Origin of the sequence: Acinetobacter sp. 226-1, assembly GCF_030329325.1 — a bacterium.
Classification (GTDB): Bacteria; Pseudomonadota; Gammaproteobacteria; order Pseudomonadales; family Moraxellaceae; genus Acinetobacter; species Acinetobacter sichuanensis.
Map to the genome: position 1 here is coordinate 254,255 of NZ_JACANU010000004.1, position 15,405 is coordinate 269,659.

Genomic DNA, 15,405 nt, shown 5'->3' on the forward strand with positions numbered 1-15,405 from the left:
GATTTATATATCCCAATGCAGTGAATTCACTATGAGATAAATAAATCGACAAAAAAAGCAAAACGAAGCAAAACGAAGCAAAACGAAGCAAAACGAAGCAGAATAAGGCAAAACACGAGCTTCTATAAAGATTTGTTTTTTCAAGGTTAAATTAACAAGTTATTGATATATAATAGTATTACATACTATATGAATGAATTATGGAGTAAAATTGTTTAAAAATATTTTTTCAATTAAAAATCAAAAACTTAAATAATAACTACATTTTTAAGGCGTAAAATAGGCGTAAATTTTAACTTTCTCTACTCCTTATACATAAAACGTAGATATATTTTCTAAGCTGCCTATATGGCAGTGAACTGTTTCCACCATACCCTCAGATTGTTTATTTATTTCTAAGCTGCCTATACGGCAGTGAACAAATGTTTCGACAAAATGGTTCGTTGGCTAGTTTTCTAAGCTGCCTATACGGCAGTGAACTGATTAGCGAACTTATCAATCTCGCTTCGGTATTTCTAAGCTGCCTATACGGCAGTGAACGAACAGCCTTTTCCGTTACTAATAAGTGGGTCTTTCTAAGCTGCCTATACGGCAGTGAACCCTCAACAACGTTAGATGGGTGCAAATTTAATTTTCTAAGCTGCCTATACGGCAGTGAACTGCGTCATGCTGTAGATTTTGCCTCAGCTTATTTTCTAAGCTGCCTATACGGCAGTGAACTCCGCTACTGAAACGTATCAAGAACCGCAAAATTTCTAAGCTGCCTATACGGCAGTGAACAGCAGTTTAAATCATCAAATAAGCACCTCAAATTTCTAAGCTGCCTATACGGCAGTGAACGCTTCAGATCTCGCATTACTGCCGTCTGTTAATTTCTAAGCTGCCTATACGGCAGTGAACGATAAACGCGGTCAAGATTATCAATTCGCCGCTTTCTAAGCTGCCTATACGGCAGTGAACAGTAATAATAGAGTAAAAAGTAAAGATATAACAACAAGTTAAAACTTAAAATATCAAAATACCCAAGTTTTGAACCATATCTATAACTTATTGATTTTATTAAAGTGTTAAAGAGTAAAAAAATATTGGGTAAAATCTTCTCTTACCCAATAACTTAATTTAACAATCTATTCTCTGAAAAACTATACATAACTGTATTATTTTACATAAGAAATCAAAATATCGGATACATCACGTGCAGCCAACCAATATTTTTCATTAAACATTTTTAGCTCAGTTTCATTTGAAATAAAACCAAGTTCAACGATTAAGCCTCCATTACTGATAAAGCCAAGCTTGCCACGCGCTGACTGACTTTGATCAATCCAGCCTGCTTCACCACGCAATTTTGAATTAAAAGCTTTGGCTACAACTTGTGATAAATCCTGAGCTAATTTTTTATCTTTCGGTAGTGCAATGGTTTCAATACCATAAGCTGCCTTATTTGCTGCTGCATTCATATGAAATTCAACAGCAACATCAGAGCCTTTAATCAGCTTGATTGCTGTATTTAAATTTTGATTATCAGAACCAACACCGTCTGTTTTGATTACGATACCTGCTTCACTTAAATAATGTGCAACAGCATTGCGAAACTTTGTAACGAGTTCAGCTTCTTTAAATTTTCCGTTGACTGCTCCTGGATCTACATTTGAGTGTCCTGCTGTCACTGTGACGAATTGATTTACATTGTGCAAATTCGGCTGTGCAATCTTACGACCAAACCAAGTCAGAGCAGGGATTACAGTACTCGCAATAATAGCAGCAGTATCACCATCTATAATTTTGTAGTCCAATGCCCACTGTAAAATAAGAACAATAAGCATAAAAAAAGCTCCCAACATTGGGAGCTTTACTGACAAATATTGCCATGGGTTTTCATTGATTAATTTCATTTATTTTCCTCTCGATGGCTTTGCATAATCGCCATATCTTGTTTAAGTTGATTAATTGAATTGATGGTCCATGTGCCACCCGACAACGCAACAGTCAGCACCACACCAAGCCCCCATTTCAGCATCGCAATTGCGCCTTGTGCTTTATGGTTTTGCTGCTCAAGCAGTTCCACTTTTACTCGTTGCTGATCAAGTGCCTGGTGATAACCTTTATTAATTGCATTTGTTTCTACCAACTGCTCTGATACTTTTTGCAGTCGATCTGATACTTCATTTAACTTTTTCCAAATTGATGCGCTTGGTTCATTCACATATGCCCCCTTAATTTTTGGCAATAAAAAACCCTGATCCTTGCATTAAAAATCAGGGTTAGGTGTGATTGTTTGGGTAATTTAATCTAGTAGATCTAATTGCATGGCTAAAAAATGTAAATCGATGGCTTGCTCACCTGTTTTACCTAGAATAAGTACAGGTTTTTCCACAAAGTTGAAATAATTTGAAAACTCATGGGCAATATTGACATTTAATTCTTCAATCGGCAGAGATATATAACCAACACCTAGTAAAGCAGCCTCTTTAGACATATCAGATTCAGCCTGATAATCCAAGCAAATATTAATGATCGATTTAAAGCCAACCTCTTTGGCTTGAGAAACCTGTTCAACACCTATTGCCATCCCAAATCCTACACTCGACATTACTTAGTTCTCCATTTCCCGGTCACCGACACTAAATTAATGGTCTTTCCACTCGCAATAGTGATATTTAAAGCCATATTGATTCCACTCAAAACAATTTCGCTTCTATCGGTTGCTCCAGCTAAACCATTACAGATGGTTAATGTCTGACCATTATAAAAAACAGGTGCAGGCAGAGTCACACCAATGCTGGCACTTGATGCTGAATTAGGTGGGGATAGAACAACAATACCATTTCGAATTAAAATATCTTTAGATGAAATTACTGCACCATCCGTCACCTGCACACTGGTTCCAATAAACAGCCCTTGCACAAAGCTATTTCCGGATGCAAGCAAAAAGTTAGCTGAAATCGGACTTGCTACATAAGCAGAGGCTGCTCCACGATGTTGCGCAATATTGTTTGCTACTGCAAACACTGCATTTTGACCTTCATTGACAGCATTATCTGAACATTCAACGCAAACACCACGCAATACACGATCATACTGAAATGAAGCAACATCAGGGGAGTAGCCAGCTGTATATACACCATAATTTGCCGTACCAACATTAATCGCATCAATACGAAACATACCCACTGATGTACTTCCCCCTTTGTTAATAATGCTGGCTGTTTGCGCGATGACATTCGCTGTAATGCCCGCGATCGGCAGAAAGTCTGCATTACCTGTTGTTAAAAAACCAACCGCACCTGTTGCGCTGGGGGGTACAGTGGTGTTTTTAAATTGAAGATCGATATGACCAATTTTCGGATTAATTAATTCATTTTCGATGTTTACACCAGAAATTCGATCTGTAACTGATTTTTTCTCATCAATCATTAAATTCACATCGCCAATCGTTAAATTGCGAATTGGATGCTTAAGGCGCGTTTCTTTGTCAGCAACATATTGACCACTTACTAATTTTTTATAACCCTGACCACTGGTTGAAACACCAAAGACCGCAGTCTCAAAATCAGATACATGCGCTGTTAAGTTTCCAATTGTGACATTACCAATAAAACCATTATGACTTGCCACAATTGCTGAACCTTTGGGATAAAAACTGGTGTGCTGTGATGTGATAACGTCATAACAACTATCAATATCGATGTCATGCCGCATATTAAAACCTTTACCACTTCCAACGGTGATGGATGAACTTCGGTGCAATGCAAGACCATAGCCCGCCCCACTTCCATTTGCAATCGGATCTCTTACTTCCCAACCCGGTTCAATTTTAATGTTGTAGCAGCGATCAATACTGATGGCATGACCTTTTGTGCCCCGTGTTTTGATATTTTTAATGTGTAAATTATCAATACTGTCTAACCAAATGCAGCGTGCCCAGTGATCGGTATTGTTAGTGATTTGACACTTTAAATCCAATGTGACCACTTGAATTGGATTTTTACAAACATTGGCTATGATTATGCCGTATTGTACTGATTGAATTGGCTTTTCAGTAAATACAACAGTATTTCCATCAACAATATTAAAGCTATGAACTTTCAGTGTCTCAAAATTCACTGGGTTTGTTGCATCACGCATCATAGAGTTCCACAGCATTACTAGACTTCCGGCTTGAATATCTACAACGCCTGAAATAGTGAACTTAATAGCACCCAGAGTAAGCTCTGTCTCTACAACACTGTATGCAACGAAAGAACTTGAGATTTTAATTAACGGTTGGTTATAAGGTTGAATCAACTCTGCGTCTGCGGGTGCTTCAATTGTGAGTGCTTTATTAGAAACAAAAGAACCTAAATATTTCCCTTTTGCAAATTTAACGGTATCTCCGTCAGTTAATTTTTCTTCTAATAGCACATATGCAGCAGTATTGTCAGAACCATCATTTTTAATCCCATGCTGTTCTACATAGAATGTTTTCCCTAAAGCAAATTGCTCATTAAATTCACCGTTGATACTGCTTTGTAGATCATTAAATGCTGCTTGAGTTGAGCCTTTGTATGCAACTAAATTTGCATCCCATCCCGCCTCACCTGCACCTGCCGCTAAGGCTGTATCGATTGCAGAAGATAACTCTCTTGTTTTTGCGTCCGCTTCTTTTGAAATGAGCGGTATTGATTTAAAACGTAGTCCATACCGCGGTGAAATAATTTTGCATTCATTTATAGCTTCACCTGTATCACTAATATCACGTTCTAAATTATCGAAAGTTTGACTATTAAATGACATACTTTTCTCCAGATCATAAAAAAGCACCCGAAGGTGCCAAATAATTTGCTTAAGTTTTAGAAAAAGGAATGATCTTTTTCATAGTATTTATTTGTGTAATTCACACAAGTTAAGCTGTTGGTCATTACACCCTGCGGTGACATTTCCGTGAGCATAAATGCTGATAACTCAGCTTCTTGTGCTTTCACAATTTGATACGTGGTTTTGATGTATTTGCCATCTTCTGTCACAAGTGGCATCTGTGGTGGTCTCGCTAAAGTAATCTCATTGGTCCATTCAGTGGCAAAACAATCAATCATATCGACTGAGCCATTTTCTAACTGTAAATAGACTTTATAAGACTGATTTTCTTCAAAGACCACATCTTGAGATAACACTAAAACCAATCCATCCACTTCTGCCACTTCGCCATCTTGGGTTTCAATTGAGGTGTTGTCAGCAACAATAATTTTGTCATTTCTGAGTAAAATCTCAGATTCATCTAACGCATCAAACTGCACAGATGTTTCTTGATACCTGATCTTATTCCACTCTCGCCATGCTCTCGTTTTTGCCTGTGCTTCATTACGGATTCCTGTCGATTTAATCGACATTAAATTTGTTGGGTTAGCTTTATCTGAAGCAATGTATTTCACACGTGTATCGTCCACTGGACTGGTGTACTCAATCTCAACACCATCATACTTATTCTGAACACCCCAGCTCTCTGTACGTTTTTCAGACTTCGGTACTTTATTTCGATGATTAAATAACAAAACAGCATTTTCTTGTGGTTGTTCCAACTGCAATTGAATCTTAGATCCAAAGCGATTTGGTTCACAAAATACTGTACTTGCCACCATTCCTGTGATTTCCTCGAAACTAAGATTTGGATCATCAATCGTGTAGGAGAACTCAGCAGCTTTGTCAGACTTAAAATAAGCAATAATTTTTGCAACTTCTGCTTTCATTTGCACAACATCAAGCTCATTCATGCTGCGTCTGCCAATGTATTCATCTAAAGCTAAATCAATCAATGCTTGTTCTGCTGAATTGGTTGGCGTTAAAGCACCTACGCCATCAACTTTTAATTTTCGAGTGACTAAGCAATTTAATTTACGCTCTTTAATTGAATAAAGACCGTCATTACCAACTGCCTCTGATTGAATTACTGTCATATTACCGTAGTTCAACTTATCACTACGCTTTGCCAGATAAACATCTTTCACTCGCATTTCAGCTTGAATGTTGTTTTCCATATCTGTCCGAGTACGACATAAGCGAAAACGAATCGAACCACGTGCAGCCAATTCAATAATTTTAGTTGACCCAAACGGCACTCTGGTTTGATCTGTAAAACCTAATTCAACTTCGTAAATTTGACCAATCGGCACGCCATCCGCATCAATATACTGATACTGAATTAAACCTGTTGTCCACGCTGTCGATGTCCCACCTTTCGAATTTTGACGGTATAAACCATTCGGAAAATGAATATTAAAATAAGCAAATTCAGCACCATCCATAAAGATATTATGCCAACCCACCCAACTTGCATCGGGGTCTAGCTTATCTAAAGTAATATCAAGCTCAATAGATTCAGTTGATTGATTAGGCAAATGTGTCAATTGTGCCCACTCAACATTTACGGCAACAGGATCAGCCAACTTAATATAGTTGCCCCCAACCTCTTCAACTGTATATGTATCATTAAGATAGATTGCATCATCGTTATTAACCAGCTGTAGACCTGAGTTAATACTTGTGTCTTCAGCCAAGTAGTTCCAAGACGGATTTTTTGTATTTGGTGCATTCAAAGCAACTGTATACTGAAAGCCATTGGTTAAAGTGCTTTTAGCAATATTAGTAATTGTATAGACACCTGAAAAATCTTTATAAATGATTTTACTGTCTTGCACTGTTGCTGAATCTTGTCCGATTGAAATAACTTGATCGGTCACACTGTCAAATCCAACCAACGCACCATTTAGAGATAAATTTTGATAATTTAAATTTAAAATATCTTCAGTGGATTCAAACACAATTGTATTGTTTGTCTTGAGAATGATTATTCCTGCGAAACTAAAATCTTTAGACCCAATCGAAGCACCTCGAATCATAATTTTGTCGTTCGCTTGAAAACCTGTAGCAAAGTTACCTGACTTTAAGCGAATATAACCATCTACTGTAAAGTAAGCATTAGTCCCTTCAAATTGCTGTTGATTTGGCGCATCCAACACTTGCCCTGTGATTGAATCAGAAATTGCCACAGCCATTGGTGTATCAGTGAATGTGCGTCCATTTTGATAAATTGGTGTGCCGATAATGTCTGTGTATGGGTCATAAACAGAAATTGAAGTACCTGGTATATCACTCACTTCAGTTTCCGCATCTTTCATGTTGTGGATCTGATAATAGCCACGACCTATGCATAATAATGAGCGCTCTACTTCCACACCTTTTTCATTATAAAACGTATAAGTCACAGAAATTAAATCAGGATATGAAAGTAAAGTACCGTAAATATCAGGTATACGCCCATTTAAGCGGATTTGGTTTTGTCGTGAAGCAAGGTCGTTATTGGGTGATTGTGGTGACTGATTCTGCGGCTTCGGCATCGTCATGTATGTGTAGATGCTGAATGCGGCAGTGATAGCCATTACTACCCACATGACAATGGTTGCAATTTCAGTTGGGGGAATCACAACATAGAACTCACCATCTAATGCCTGTAGATTTCTGAATCCTCGTTCATCGATTGGTGTTACATCATTCTGCTGTGCAACTGAACCGTGATAAATCCGAGTGAACTCAGGTAGACTTTCAAATTGCCATCCCAAGAACGCGCAGACATCATCAACTTCAGCAGTAATCCACTTGTCTTTTTTAAATGGATCTGGGCGGAGGTGTACGATCTTCATCGGTAATACTCCACTGTCTTAAAGCCAATTTTGACAATTTGCGGATTGGCATTCTGTGCACCACGTAACCCCAAGTGCCAAACTCTGCCATTAAAAAAAACCCCAACATGAGTTGAGGCTTGATCGTTCCATTTATAGTAGGCAAGACAGGGACTAATGGGTTCATCTAATCTTTCGAACTGACCTGAACCATTTAAGAAATCATCCAGTCTTTGTCTTAGATCCTCACCTGTAATGGCTTGCCATACATCACATGCGAATTCATTACACGTATAATCTTTTGACCACTCTTTACTTAAAAAATGCTCTAAGTTCACTAAGCACCTCGTAACAAAGGGCAATTTTCTACAGTGTAGACTTCGCCTGTTTTAACATTATTGAGTTGAACTGCCTTGGCATCAAAGGTGACAAAACCTGAAGCATCTTTATTCACATCCGTAATCTCTAATGTTTGAATGACAATCACTGGATCATCTAAATCGTCATCACGATACTGCCGATATTTAAAATGCGGCTCAATTAATCGATTGGTTTTCTTTAGCGCTTTCATGAGTGCATCATCAAAGTCAGCAAAAGTAATACTGATTTCTTGATCTAAGGTTCGATTTGTAGCTGAGCGTTTGACTTCAAAAGCTTGGTACTCATAATCATATTCAAGCCCATCTTCATGTTTAACAGTTATACCAAATCGATCATTTCGCACAAAACGCATTGGCTCAGGTAAATGAGGATGCGTGATTTCAATCAAATCCAGCAATACAAAACCACCTTGCACATTTAAAAAGAAGTTTAGATTTGCCATTAAACCCCCACTGCATTTGGTAGCCACACGTTTGGTACTTTCTCGATGTTTATATATGAATTGATCAATCCTTCATTACCAAGATCCACAATTGATTGATCTAAGTTCTTATCACGTCGATTTGCTTGAACTTCAAACGTTGCTGAGACTTTAAATACATTGCCTTCTTTGCTATTAAGTTGAAAACCTGACTTAAAAAAGCATTTGTATTCTTTTAAATCACTATCATCAATGATGAGCAGCGCTAGAAAAGGTTTAGATGGGTTATAGGTCCATAAATTGTAAAAAGCTACGAGATAATCGTAGCCTGTTTTATTTACCACCCAATTCACATTTACAGTGTGGGAATTATTGTTAATTCCTCGTCTGTAACGTGATGGACCTCCTTCTAACTCTTGAACAATGACATTATTGCCATGACTTACTGTGTAGCCCGATTGCTGAACACAATAAGCGAGTTTATTTAAGGGCATATTGTGCTCCAATTTTTATACATTCAGACCAGAAACAACTTCTAAAAATTTCGAAAATGCATTTAGAATATCTGGGAATTTCCACAAAAATATTGATAACAAGAAAACTCCTGTTACCTTCCAAAAACCATATTTATCCATGACAACCTCTACTTTTTGCAGTATTACTGCTATAATTTCGGACATAGATTTAATTTCCTCTTACTTTTCTCGGTGAGTTGAAATACAAAAACCCCAATAGCGCTAACTACTGGGGTTTTTCTTTGGGTAATAAAAAACCACCCTTTCAGGTGGCTTATCTTCTTCGATTAGAATTGGTATTACGACTCAGCTGCTGAGATTCATGAGAGTTAGCATTACCAAGCCGATCCCATGATCTTTTTGCCGCATCCTCCGCTTCTTTTCGAATCACATCAATGGTAATTGCACCATCCGTATCAACGCGCGTTTCAGCATAAGTACCAGGTGGAGTATTAATCGTGATTTTAGGTTGCACATTTACAGCTTTCACCTTATCCACGACTTCGCGTTCACGATAAATCTGCGAATAAGCATCAGGCTGAACGCGCGAAGATCCGACCAACCCACCATCTTTATACTTAGGCACAATAAACGGTTCAGGAAGTTGATTCCCTGCGATTCGCTTATGTAATTCCTCGTACTCTTTCTGGAATGGCATTTCCCCTGTGCGGTTCATGTACTCCATATTCGCAACACCAATCTTCTTCACCGCGGATGCTTTAGTCACAAACTCGTAGTCCGAAAGCATTGCGGGAATAGAATCACTTGTTGAAGTACCAGGACCACGGACGTGACCGCCTGTGGCGAAGCTTGCGATAGTTTGACCTGCAATCATACCCACAGAAGCATAACCTGTCGCTCTCACGACTCCAGCCAGAAGAGAGCCATACATACCACCTTGAGCTAAGGCTTTTGTTGCTCCTTCCTCAGTATTTACAATTGCTTGGGCTATTGAGGCAGCCTTACCAGTTAAACCCTGGACCCCTTTATCTAGCCCAAGCTTAGCAGTCTGTGCATCACGCCCAGCCAATACCACTTCTTGTCTAAAGAGTTTTAGCTTTTCTTTAGAGTTTATGGCTGCCTCAGCATTTTTATTGAAAATTTCGGCATTCTTTTTAAATGAGTTGTAAACCTCCTTATCAATGCGAATTTCATTAAAACGCTTGACTGCCTCGCTCATACCAATAGTGCCATTTCGAGCATCTTGAACAACCTGTATAACTTCCTTGTTACCTTTATACAGTTTCTCAATAGCATTTAATTGCATATTAATTGTACTGCTAGATTGTTCCAATGCTTCGTTTTGATGTTTAAATGAAGCTGTCATTTTGTCAATCGCATCATCTTTCTCAAGACCGTTTAGAGCCAATAATTCCTCTTTAGCTTTTTTGGCAACTTCGGCTTGTTCTTCAAGTTTTTTGTTAGCCTCATCTGCACGTTTTTGCATGTACATATAGCCCGCTGCTAGAGCTGCTACACCAATTGTTAAAACACCAACAGTTCCACCAACAGCATTAAAAATTCTTGTTGCACGAGAACGCGCCGCATTGTTAGCATTTTGCGCCAATGTATCTGTATTTATTGCTGCGGTATGTGCTGCTACGGCTACAGTTGATGCTCTTTCAAGTGGCAATAATGTTGTTTGCACATAGGTAAGGCGCTGCATGCCTGTTAATCGTGCTGCCGTTGCTTGAGCATCTGCTAATTGCATTGCACGAAGTTGAGCAATAGCACCTGTTCTTGATACTTCTGCTGTTGTAGCTTGTGCTACTGCTTGTAATTCACCCAACATTGATGCACGTCGTGCAATTGAGCTTGTTGTTGCAGCATGTATAGAAACTGTTTGTGTGAGAATTGCCTTAGTCAGCATCGTAACACCACCTAAGACAGCAACATTTGCAATTAAATTCATATTATCCGCAAGTGTTTTGATTGAAGATGACAACATTACTGCTGCACCAGAAGACTCACCTGCACCACCAATAAACTGTGTAGCAGCATTGGAAAATTGAGTTATACTTTGCCCAATCGTAAAGTTAGTTTTTCCAAAGTCCTCTTCAATAGATTCTGACATTTTGCTGATAGCTTGAATCATCTTGTCAGTAGTTAATTCCCCTGCCGACGACATTTCCTTTAATTCGGCGCGAGTAACACCCAAACCTTTAGCAAAAACCTCCATTAGATAGCCCGCATTTTCGGACATCGATACAAACTCGTCGCCATTTAAACTAGATTTATCAAAAGCTTGTCCTAGTTGGTACAAAGCTGCACTCGCTGCTTGTGCGCTAGAACCTGAGTTACTAATAGACTTTGAAATAGATTCTGTGATTTTTGCCACTTTTTCTTGGTTTAGACCCAACTTTTCACTGTTGACTGGATCTTCTGATAGATTGCTGCTGTACCACCCCATGCAGCGCCTGAGCGCTGAGCAATATCAAAAGTGTCTTTCATTGCTTTATTTAGTTCTTGCTGACTGTTTGTAACTAAACGAAGACGGTTATTTAAATTTGTCCAATCATCCATCTTTGCAATAGCTGCACCCGCAGTAACTACGCCCATCATGTACCCAGCGAGTTGACGACAAGCTACAGAAAAACCATCCATAGAACGCGATGCAAAGTCACCATTACGCTGAATACTTCTCAACTCGCGATCTAATGCTTGTGCGTTTCGTTCAGCATTTCGTGAGTCAATCACGATTCTTAAAATTGATTCTTGAGCCATATCTACTTTCCTGCGGGCATAAAAAAGCCCGCGGATGCGGGCTATAAATTTAGGTTAGTAAATAAAGCACCCTAGGGTGCTTTATTCATTTCACTAATAGTGTCATCTAAAAACCAATCCTTTGAGAATGTATTTAGGTCTTCCATTTGTTTTCCCATCACACCCAACCAACCACCTTCCCACACTCCATATGCATGCTCGCCATTTAGCAAATAAACATTTTCAGGCATAGTTCGCAATGTGTAGACAGGGTTCTGCAACCCATATTCTTTGCCAAGATTTTGGAAAAAATCACCTTTAAAATAGAATTTATCTTTACCTTTGTAACCAAGGTAGATTTTATTAAATTGCTTATCTTTTATCTTTTCAGCAAATTGCAACATTACACGATTCACATCTAATGAACTATTTTCACCAGTTATGCTTCGAAGATCGTACTTAAGCTCTGTAGGGTTTATAAACCATTTATAATGAACCCAAACTTTTATCCCATTGTTTCTAATATCTTCTTTTAGAATAGTATTCATATGCCGCTGAAGCATAAGGTAATTCGCAGAAAAAATAGCTATAAACACAAATACTATTAATAGAATAATTTTATATATTTTAGACATCATCATAACCCTCTCTCAGCTTCATTAAATTTTGAAGTATCAAACTTAAACTGACGCGTTCCATTTGAGTAAAAGGGTAATTCAATAATTATTGAATTAAATCTTCTGATATTTTCTAAAAACACCTTGGAGTTTTCTGAAAATATCAAAATTGTTCCATCACCACCCTGTGTATCATATTCCTTAAATGTAAGGTATTGAATTGGCGAATTTCCAAACTTAACAGCCGAAAAGCAACCATATTCTTCGCAGGCATATTGCCCCTTATCTATCGTTAAAAATATTCTTGGGTCATTCGTTTTAGAGTCAAGGATATCTAGCTGTAGTTTATTATTACCATCATAAGGAAAATCTAAATCAGCATTATTCTCTGATCGCAAAGCAAGCCATTTTGACTCTGTATTGCGCATCTCATCCTTGCTCACAACAGGTCGCCACTTACCTATTTTCGATTCCATACTGGGTTCATTTTGACTTTCGCTTATAGTGGATTGATTTTTAGTATCATCATTATTTGAACACCCCACCAACCATACCAACAGTCCCAAAAGCAAAACCTTCTTCATACCCCACTCCAAACTTTAAATTTAGACCAAGATACTAATTTATGTATAAAAAAACTACTCCAAATAGTTACTTCAAGTTGTTAGGCTTTTAGACACCTTAAAAACCATTGATTAGAAAACTCATGCATAGCTTGTTTTTGAGCATTTAAGGATTTCAACTTAGGAGTCTCATATGCATCAATTATTATCGCTTCTAGAATAATTGCAACTTCTGGACCTTTATATTTAATTTTTTCATAAAGTACTTTCTTCTCTACATCACTTTGCCTCATAGCCATGATGGCTTCTGCTTGTTGTGCTACTGTCTTACAGAATTCAGTGTCTGTAGCAGCATAAGAATGGCGAATACTAAAAATTAAAAAAAAGATAATTAGCAAAGATTTCAAGATATCTAACTCTTAAATAAAACCACCAATAAAATAGGCATTTTTGGATTAAAAAACCACCTTTTAGTGATTTTTACTTAATCTCGAGATAATGCTTTTCTGTGATCATTTTAATTTGAATACCCTTATAGTATCGAACCATTGGATCATCTACATCTTTGGAAATATGATCAACAAATTTTTCTTCTTCCATTAAATTTGCATACGTTTTATAACCAATTACAATACTATTAGGTTTATTACCAGTGCTTTTAAATTCTTCAATGCGCTTCTTAAATTGTTTAAGGTTTAATTCCACTATTCACTACTCGCAATAATTTTGCATAACCTATCATTCAATCATGACAAATTAAAGAAATTGGAGTTAAAAAATAATATTGATTTGATTGGTGTATTTCAGTATCTGGCAATAAAAATATGCCATCGAAACTATTAAAAGTGAACTAACTAGACCTGATTTAAAGATGAAACTCGCAAAAGTATTGATAATTTGAACTTGATCTTATGTAAGACCAAATTCTTAAAGGTTTACTTTCTGATAACTTATTCATCACTTTATCAACCTGCATATTTAGGTTAAAATTCATGTATGTTTCGATCCTCAAATGTGCATTGTGGGTTGAAAACAAAAAACCAAGACTCCACATCTTGGGTTTTTGCTTTTTCAATTATTGATTTTTGAATTCCAAAATCATATTTAATAAAGTTGTAAAATGACTTAATACAACTCACTTCTTCTTATACGCCTGATCTAGAAATAAATTATCCAACATCAAGACACATTCAACAAAGACATGCAGTTCAACTGGAGAATCATGTAATTCTAAATATGATTCGATATCCGAAATGCTCAATGCCAACGGCGTACCTTGTTCATATCGTCTAGAACGCGCGATCATGTTGTAAGCATGCAATACGGTATGTGCAGTATAAGAATATTCAGGTGGATCTATGTAGTCTGGTGGTTTGACACCGATTTTTTCGTAGACTTCGCGACTCTTTTCCGTGCCCCATTTGAGGGTTTGATGGTGATACAATCTTCGGACTTTCCCAAAACATCCTCTTTGACTTGGTTCGCTTCCTTCTGAATCTTTTCAGCCTCAGACTTTACAAAACCCCAGATCTGCCAGCCTAAATCCCCCATGTGAAAAAGCTTGGTTGCATTTTCTTCAGAGTATGGCTGCTCCTTAACAACTTCACCTTCTTCAAACTCAATGCCCTCCCAATCTTCAATAAGGTGGCATGCCGCCGCTTCCATTGTGAGTTGATACCATACCTTATCATCAGCAGAGGCTTTACTAACGTCATAACCTTTAGACACAATCTGATTCTGTGCGCGTTCTAATGCCACTTGGTAGGCTTGATGCTCAATGCCACGAATTTTAAAACGCGCTAATACTTTGCCTTCTGCATCCTTATATTCACGCCACAATGAAATTTCTTTGCTTTCTTTAATTGCTACTTTTAAAGCCATTTTAATACCTCAAAGCAACCCTTAAGGAGCTGCTACTGGAATTCGAGTTAAGGTTGGTGCTTCGTCTGCTACAGCAAACGTGAACTGAGTATTTAAGATATCGCCCGCACCACCACTTGGTAATGGTGCTGAAACTTTTAATTTTGGAAGCAATAAGGTGTATTTATTACCCTTGTTATCTTTTAGTGAATATTGAAGACTAATCGGCTCATTTAAGAACTGATTTTCATACAACTCGGCAGTATTTTTAGACCAAGCAACTGTAAAATTACCCGCGCCTTTCATAAGAGTTTCAAGGATTGCACTGATATTATTTTCATAATTCAGGCACTTTTGAACCTGCATCGAATTATCAATTGTTAGGTCCAGCTGTGTGACACACATACCCGCTTTGGCTTGATCATCAATTAAAATGTCACCAGTAGAAAGTGATGTAAAGACAATGGCATCTTCAGCAGGTGTAACGGTAGTTGCTGGTGATACTTCGTAAGCTGTACGCTTCATTCCCATAATTGAGAATTTTGAAGTCACGATACCATTATCAGGAATAGATAAAGACCATTGATTAATATGACAACCTGTAAATACTTGGGTAAGCGTCCGCTGAACCCCATGCCTATTTTTTAATTCGATTTAGGTTTCCAGCGGTGTGGTAACAATTCTTCAATC

Annotated in this window: 16 protein-coding genes, 1 pseudogene and 1 CRISPR repeat array; all 17 genes and pseudogenes read right to left on the reverse strand. The window is 37.7% G+C overall.

Annotated elements, in window-relative coordinates:
* Window positions 1–332: 332 nt before the first annotated feature.
* A CRISPR array of direct repeats spans window positions 333–960; the repeat unit is 28 nt; unit sequence TTTCTAAGCTGCCTATACGGCAGTGAAC.
* A 197-nt stretch (window positions 961–1,157) separates the two neighbouring features.
* Entirely contained in the window at window positions 1,158–1,895 is a 738-nt protein-coding gene (locus tag HX124_RS09875) for an N-acetylmuramoyl-L-alanine amidase (RefSeq protein ID WP_286382522.1), read from the reverse strand.
* Window positions 1,892–2,206 carry a hypothetical protein gene (locus HX124_RS09880; protein ID WP_286382524.1) on the reverse strand — a complete coding sequence of 105 codons (315 nt, stop codon included), beginning with the start codon at window positions 2,204–2,206 and terminating at the stop codon, window positions 1,892–1,894. Before HX124_RS09880 ends, HX124_RS09875 begins: the two co-directional genes overlap by 4 nt.
* 81 nt (window positions 2,207–2,287) lie before the next feature.
* Window positions 2,288–2,593 carry a hypothetical protein gene (locus tag HX124_RS09885; protein WP_286382526.1) on the reverse strand — a complete coding sequence of 102 codons (306 nt, stop codon included), beginning with the start codon at window positions 2,591–2,593 and terminating at the stop codon, window positions 2,288–2,290.
* Window positions 2,593–4,776: a hypothetical protein gene (locus HX124_RS09890; RefSeq protein WP_286382528.1), complete on the reverse strand. Its 2,184-nt coding sequence runs from the start codon at window positions 4,774–4,776 to the stop codon at window positions 2,593–2,595. The genes HX124_RS09885 and HX124_RS09890 overlap by 1 nt, the downstream gene beginning before the upstream one ends.
* 56 nt (window positions 4,777–4,832) lie before the next feature.
* Window positions 4,833–7,676 (reverse strand): host specificity factor TipJ family phage tail protein, encoded by a 2,844-nt coding sequence (locus HX124_RS09895; protein ID WP_286382530.1) that lies wholly within the window; start codon window positions 7,674–7,676, stop codon window positions 4,833–4,835.
* Entirely contained in the window at window positions 7,673–7,993 is a 321-nt protein-coding gene (locus HX124_RS09900; protein ID WP_286382532.1) for a hypothetical protein, read from the reverse strand. Before HX124_RS09900 ends, HX124_RS09895 begins: the two co-directional genes overlap by 4 nt.
* Window positions 7,993–8,478, reverse strand: coding sequence for a DUF1833 family protein (locus tag HX124_RS09905; RefSeq protein ID WP_286382534.1), 486 nt, complete (start codon window positions 8,476–8,478; stop codon window positions 7,993–7,995). Before HX124_RS09905 ends, HX124_RS09900 begins: the two co-directional genes overlap by 1 nt.
* Window positions 8,478–8,951, reverse strand: coding sequence for a hypothetical protein (locus tag HX124_RS09910; protein WP_286382536.1), 474 nt, complete (start codon window positions 8,949–8,951; stop codon window positions 8,478–8,480). Before HX124_RS09910 ends, HX124_RS09905 begins: the two co-directional genes overlap by 1 nt.
* Before the next feature lie 15 nt (window positions 8,952–8,966).
* Window positions 8,967–9,137, reverse strand: a complete 171-nt coding sequence (locus HX124_RS09915) for a hypothetical protein (protein WP_286382538.1) — start codon at window positions 9,135–9,137, stop codon at window positions 8,967–8,969.
* 109 nt (window positions 9,138–9,246) lie between these two features.
* A pseudogene (locus tag HX124_RS09920) lies at window positions 9,247–11,696 on the reverse strand (tape measure protein).
* A 71-nt stretch (window positions 11,697–11,767) separates the two neighbouring features.
* A complete protein-coding gene (locus tag HX124_RS09930) occupies window positions 11,768–12,316 on the reverse strand; it encodes a hypothetical protein (RefSeq protein WP_286418675.1) in 549 nt (182 codons plus the stop codon).
* Complete coding sequence (locus HX124_RS09935) at window positions 12,313–12,876, reverse strand: hypothetical protein (RefSeq protein ID WP_286382546.1); 564 nt, start codon at window positions 12,874–12,876, stop codon at window positions 12,313–12,315. The genes HX124_RS09930 and HX124_RS09935 overlap by 4 nt, the downstream gene beginning before the upstream one ends.
* Before the next feature lie 80 nt (window positions 12,877–12,956).
* Window positions 12,957–13,262: a hypothetical protein gene (locus HX124_RS09940; RefSeq protein ID WP_286382548.1), complete on the reverse strand. Its 306-nt coding sequence runs from the start codon at window positions 13,260–13,262 to the stop codon at window positions 12,957–12,959.
* A gap of 73 nt (window positions 13,263–13,335) precedes the next feature.
* Window positions 13,336–13,560: a hypothetical protein gene (locus HX124_RS09945; RefSeq protein WP_286382550.1), complete on the reverse strand. Its 225-nt coding sequence runs from the start codon at window positions 13,558–13,560 to the stop codon at window positions 13,336–13,338.
* 430 nt (window positions 13,561–13,990) lie between these two features.
* The gene (locus HX124_RS09950) at window positions 13,991–14,161 is read right to left on the reverse strand and encodes a hypothetical protein (RefSeq protein ID WP_286382552.1); all 171 of its coding nucleotides are present in this window, start codon (window positions 14,159–14,161) and stop codon (window positions 13,991–13,993) included.
* Window positions 14,162–14,211: 50 nt separating this feature from the next.
* Window positions 14,212–14,736 (reverse strand): phage-derived protein YdaY family protein, encoded by a 525-nt coding sequence (locus HX124_RS09955; protein ID WP_286382554.1) that lies wholly within the window; start codon window positions 14,734–14,736, stop codon window positions 14,212–14,214.
* A 21-nt stretch (window positions 14,737–14,757) separates the two neighbouring features.
* Entirely contained in the window at window positions 14,758–15,369 is a 612-nt protein-coding gene (locus HX124_RS09960; RefSeq protein ID WP_286382574.1) for a phage tail tube protein, read from the reverse strand.
* Window positions 15,370–15,405 lie beyond the last annotated feature (36 nt).

Bases quoted from the DNA above. Each gene is read 5' to 3' on its own strand.
- HX124_RS09930 (WP_286418675.1), bottom strand. From the start codon at position 12,316: ATGATGATGTCTAAAATATATAAAATTATTCTATTAATAGTATTTGTG.
- HX124_RS09915 (WP_286382538.1), bottom strand. From the start codon at position 9,137: ATGTCCGAAATTATAGCAGTAATACTGCAAAAAGTAGAGGTTGTCATG.
- HX124_RS09905 (WP_286382534.1), bottom strand. From the start codon at position 8,478: ATGGCAAATCTAAACTTCTTTTTAAATGTGCAAGGTGGTTTTGTATTG.
- HX124_RS09955 (WP_286382554.1), bottom strand. From the start codon at position 14,736: ATGGCTTTAAAAGTAGCAATTAAAGAAAGCAAAGAAATTTCATTGTGG.
- HX124_RS09890 (WP_286382528.1), bottom strand. From the start codon at position 4,776: ATGTCATTTAATAGTCAAACTTTCGATAATTTAGAACGTGATATTAGT.
- HX124_RS09935 (WP_286382546.1), bottom strand. From the start codon at position 12,876: ATGAAGAAGGTTTTGCTTTTGGGACTGTTGGTATGGTTGGTGGGGTGT.
- HX124_RS09910 (WP_286382536.1), bottom strand. From the start codon at position 8,951: ATGCCCTTAAATAAACTCGCTTATTGTGTTCAGCAATCGGGCTACACA.
- HX124_RS09950 (WP_286382552.1), bottom strand. From the start codon at position 14,161: ATGATCGCGCGTTCTAGACGATATGAACAAGGTACGCCGTTGGCATTG.
- HX124_RS09875 (WP_286382522.1), bottom strand. From the start codon at position 1,895: ATGAAATTAATCAATGAAAACCCATGGCAATATTTGTCAGTAAAGCTC.
- HX124_RS09885 (WP_286382526.1), bottom strand. From the start codon at position 2,593: ATGTCGAGTGTAGGATTTGGGATGGCAATAGGTGTTGAACAGGTTTCT.
- HX124_RS09895 (WP_286382530.1), bottom strand. From the start codon at position 7,676: ATGAAGATCGTACACCTCCGCCCAGATCCATTTAAAAAAGACAAGTGG.